This window comes from Cecembia sp. (genome assembly GCF_007126775.1).
Classification (GTDB): Bacteria; Bacteroidota; Bacteroidia; order Cytophagales; family Cyclobacteriaceae; genus Cecembia.
In genome coordinates this window covers 1-4,146 of sequence record NZ_SLAP01000206.1, presented here as the reverse complement: position 1 = coordinate 4,146, position 4,146 = coordinate 1, and the positions used below count along the sequence as shown (strand labels likewise).

Here is a 4,146-nt window from a genome sequence, read left to right as displayed (position 1 = left end):
TCATCTTCCCAAAACATCCCTGCCTAAAAAGTTCCAGTGGAACTCATGATCTATTTACCATTAATTTCAACCCATTGTCAAAGCAAACAAGGAGCCCCCATCAGTCCCAGAGGGACGATCGACATGATAACAAAGGGTTTTAACCCTGGGATCTGGCACAAAGGCCCTCTTTAGTCCCGTCGGGGCGAACGACAAAAACATTGCGGGTTTAAACCTATCTACTCTTAAACTTAAGGAATTAAAATCACTCAAGTGATATAAATCTCCAGTAATCATAAAACAATAATTTTTCAACTTATTTTTATATATTTAACCCTCAATTCTTTAATAGGAAACCTGTCAATATGTTGAATAAATTACTTTACGCCATACTTCTTTCGGTTTGGCTTTCAATTCCATCTTTTGCCCAATCTCCTTGCGACCCCCATCCTCTTTTTAACATGCTACCCCAACATAGCATATCCGGTTGCGAGGAAAAAGAATACGACAAAATTCAAGTTGACTACACAGATAAAGATGGAACTTGGGTACAAAATGAAAAAGCTGGATATTTCCTAAAAACCTATTACAGCTTCGATGGAGATTGGGAAAAAAGACCATCTAACGCGATGATTTTTCAAAATTACATCCAAGCAGTAGCATCCAAGGGAGGGTCAGTAATCCATGAATCAAAATCCGTGATCTTGCTTGCCCTAAAATCAGGGGGTGATACTTGGTGGATACAGGTCCAAAGCGACCAAAGTGGAACTTTCTCGGTTAGCGTTGTCAGAGAAGAAGCGATGAACCAATACATTGTTCTTTCCGCAGAAGACATTGCCAAAGAAATGAAAGCCAATGGCAAGGCTACTTTCTATGGAATTTATTTCGATACTGATAAATCAGAAATCAAGCCAGAATCCAAGGAAACTTTGGAGCAAATGGCTAAATACCTCCAAACTAACCCACAAGTAAATGTCTTTGTTGTAGGTCATACAGACAATACCGGTTCTTTTGAGCACAATCAAAAATTATCAGAAAAAAGAGCAGAAGCAGTGGTTAACTATTTAATTGAGAATTATCAAATTGCTGCTGCTAGGTTAAAAGGTCATGGAGTGTCTTCCCTATCACCAATTTCAACGAATACCTCAGAAGAAGGGAAAAGCAAAAACAGAAGAGTGGAGATGGTGGTGAGGTAAGATCTATTTATTGGAACAATTTTGACAGCGATAGCCTTTATTTTCATCAGCATATTTATTTTGCCAAGGGTCTTGGACAGGAGTATTGCGGATACAGAGGCTTTGATTCAGGTTTATGGAAATGAAGGGGCTGTTTCTTAAAAAAAATTCAATGGCCCAACCTCTGCTCCAACTCATCGACAAGCAAACTCATGATGGCTGTATCTTGAAATTGTCCACCAAATTTTTCGGCATGCTTTTCCATAGCTTCTTTTTGCCAATCCATCAAATGCATCGTTTTTAAAAATCCATGCGCCGCCAATTGAAGCTGACTATCCAAAGCCGACAAATAGTACCATTCCAATGTCCAACTCACCCCATCCCGCTCGGAACTAAAGACTGCATGGTTTTTATAATTTTGAATGCTATCTAAGGCAATACTGACCAATACCATTGCCTGTTCGAGCTGCACGGGATTGTTTTTATGGGCCATGGCCGAACTCTTGCCTTTGGACAACAAACGAATCTCCCCAATCTCTGAGTTGGCTAAGAAAATCCAATCCTGAAGGATTTTCCTCAATTGCATCAAGACAAGTTCATAGGCATTGATGACGGCCGAAACCGGCTGCCTGTTTTGATGCCAAACAGCTCCAAAATCATCCATGCCCAAGGCCTCAGCCAACTTTTCCGTAAGCACCTTCCCCTGCTCACCAAATGCCCGCATATCCCCTACAGGACCGCCCAGAGAAACCGGAAACCGGAGTTGTTCGAGTATCTTCAAACTATCCACTAATGGCGCAAACCAATGGTAGAGTTTGTATCCAAAAGTCACTGGCAGTGCCTGTTGCTGTCGGGTTCGTGCTATACATATCCAATCACTATGCTCCAACCAAGACTTTACCAAGGATTGAAAATTTCCAGAAAATACCTGCTGAAAGTCTTTGGTCAGTTGCTGAAGTGCAAGCATGTGCGCCGTATCAATCAAATCTTGAGAAGTAACCCCAACATGTAAAAATGGATGATAGCTTTGGGCCAGCTGCTCTTTTATAGCCTCAACTACTGCGATGGTGGGAATACCGTTTTCCGCAGTGGAACTATCCACTTGTTGAATCAAGCCATCATCTACCCTTACTCGATTGACAGCCTCATGGATGGCTTGAGCAGCCTCCTTTGGAATAATACCTAAACTGGATTGACAGGAAGCTAGACATGATTCGTATGTCAAAATCGCACGAATGAAACTTACATCGCTAACATGTGAGTTCACCTGAGGGTACCCCCAATAAGTGCTGAAAATCTTTCTGTCAATCATGCCTTCAAGTTAAGAAAAAAGAAGGGAGCTATAGTCCATGGGACCTGTAAATCATCCTGCCACAGAGATATTCACATTCGGCTCCCCAATAAGTCAAACCAATTCCAATGCAATACTGATACCCTGCCCCACTCCTATACACATAGTGGCCAAGCCTCTTTTGGCTTTTCTAGCCTGCATTTCAAGCGCCAATGTGCCTGTAATCCGAGCTCCCGACATGCCCAATGGATGACCTAAAGCGATCGCTCCGCCGTTCACATTTACCCGAGGGTCATCAAAAGCAATCCCTAATTCCTGCAAACATGCCAAAGCCTGTGCAGCAAAAGCCTCATTGAATTCGTACAAATCAACATCTTTATCTGAAAGCCCTGTTCTGTCCCACAGTTTTTGTGTAGCAGGTACAGGTCCTATACCCATAATTCTTGGAGGAACACCCGCTACGGCACCTGTCATCACCCGGGCAATGGGCTCTAATTGATGTTTTTTAATAGCTTTTTCAGATGCCAACACCAGACAGGCAGCACCATCATTGATTCCAGAGGCATTGCCAGCGGTTACCGTTCCATTTTTTCTAAAAAGTACAGGTAGCGAACCCAACTTTTCCAAACTTGTTCCTGCTCGTGGATGCTCGTCTTGGTCAAATAGCACCTTATTTTTCCCCACCTTCACTTCCATGGGGAGAATCTCCTGTGCAAACCTTCCCGATTGCTGGGCAGCGGCACATTTTTCCTGAGAAGCAAACGCAAAGCGGTCTTGGTCTTCCCGCTTGATATGATACATTTCGGCCACATTTTCCGCCGTCTCCGGCATGCTATCCGAACCATACAAGGAATCCAACACAGGGTTGATAAAGCGATAACCCAAGGTACTATCCTCAATACTCATGTTTCTGGAAAAAGCCGCATCTGCCTTAGGAATGATAAATGGTGCCCGTGACATGCTTTCGACTCCTCCTGCCAAAATTAAATCGGCATCTCCAGACTTAATCATGCGTGAGGCTGTAAGGATAGCATCCATTCCAGAACCACAGAGCCTATTGACCGTGCCGCCTGGTATGGATGTCGGTAATCCGGCCAGCAAGGAGGCCATGCGGGCCACACTGCGATTATCTTCACCCGCCTGATTGGCACAACCAAAAATCACATCGTCAATTGCTTCTGTATCCACATGAGGAAGGGTAGCTAGCGTGCCTTTGATAACTGCAGCTGCTAAATCATCCGGTCTTACCCCTGACAAACTCCCTCCATAGCGTCCAATGGGACTTCGCTTAAACGCGCAAATAAAAACTTCCTGCATGGTGTATTAGCCTTGATGGGCCATTTTAGTTTTTTCATTCAATAATCTCAATGCCTCCAACTCTTCCAACTCCGGAACATCAGTAATGGCAACTTCTTCTGCGAATCGAATCTTCCACCCGGTATTTTCTTGGATAGTTTCCCTAGCTACTCCTGGGTGTATGGATGTGACAATAAATTCACCCGTCGCCTCTTCTGTCTCCATAATGCACAAGTCGGTAATGATTTTGGATGGGCCACTCGTGTTAAGTCCCATGGCTTTTCGCTGACCGGGACCATCTCCATGGCCAAAAGAGGTGATAAAATCCACTTTTTCCACAAAAGCGCGAGGGGATTGCTTCATAATCACATAAATGGTATGACAAAATGCAGCAATTTCGGGAGC

The 4,146-nt window shown here is 43.8% G+C and carries 4 protein-coding genes; 1 reads left to right on the top strand and 3 read right to left on the bottom strand.

Translation table 11 applies throughout. The features are described from left to right. Positions 1 to 344: 344 nt before the first annotated feature. Positions 345 to 1,175 (top strand): OmpA family protein, encoded by an 831-nt coding sequence (locus QZT73_RS13830; protein WP_291788735.1) that lies wholly within the window; start codon positions 345 to 347, stop codon positions 1,173 to 1,175. A 148-nt stretch (positions 1,176 to 1,323) separates the two neighbouring features. Here the strand turns inward: QZT73_RS13830 and QZT73_RS13825 are convergent, their stop codons facing one another. From QZT73_RS13825 to QZT73_RS13815, 3 genes are all read right to left on the bottom strand, one after another. Further along, complete coding sequence (locus QZT73_RS13825) at positions 1,324 to 2,466, bottom strand: lyase family protein (protein WP_291788733.1); 1,143 nt, start codon at positions 2,464 to 2,466, stop codon at positions 1,324 to 1,326. Between the two features lie 93 nt (positions 2,467 to 2,559). After that, the gene (gene pcaF, locus QZT73_RS13820) at positions 2,560 to 3,762 is read right to left on the bottom strand and encodes a 3-oxoadipyl-CoA thiolase (protein ID WP_291788731.1); all 1,203 of its coding nucleotides are present in this window, start codon (positions 3,760 to 3,762) and stop codon (positions 2,560 to 2,562) included. 6 nt (positions 3,763 to 3,768) lie between these two features. Further along, the coding region (locus QZT73_RS13815) for a CoA-transferase (protein WP_291788728.1) at positions 3,769 to 4,146 on the bottom strand (378 nt) is incomplete at its 5' end.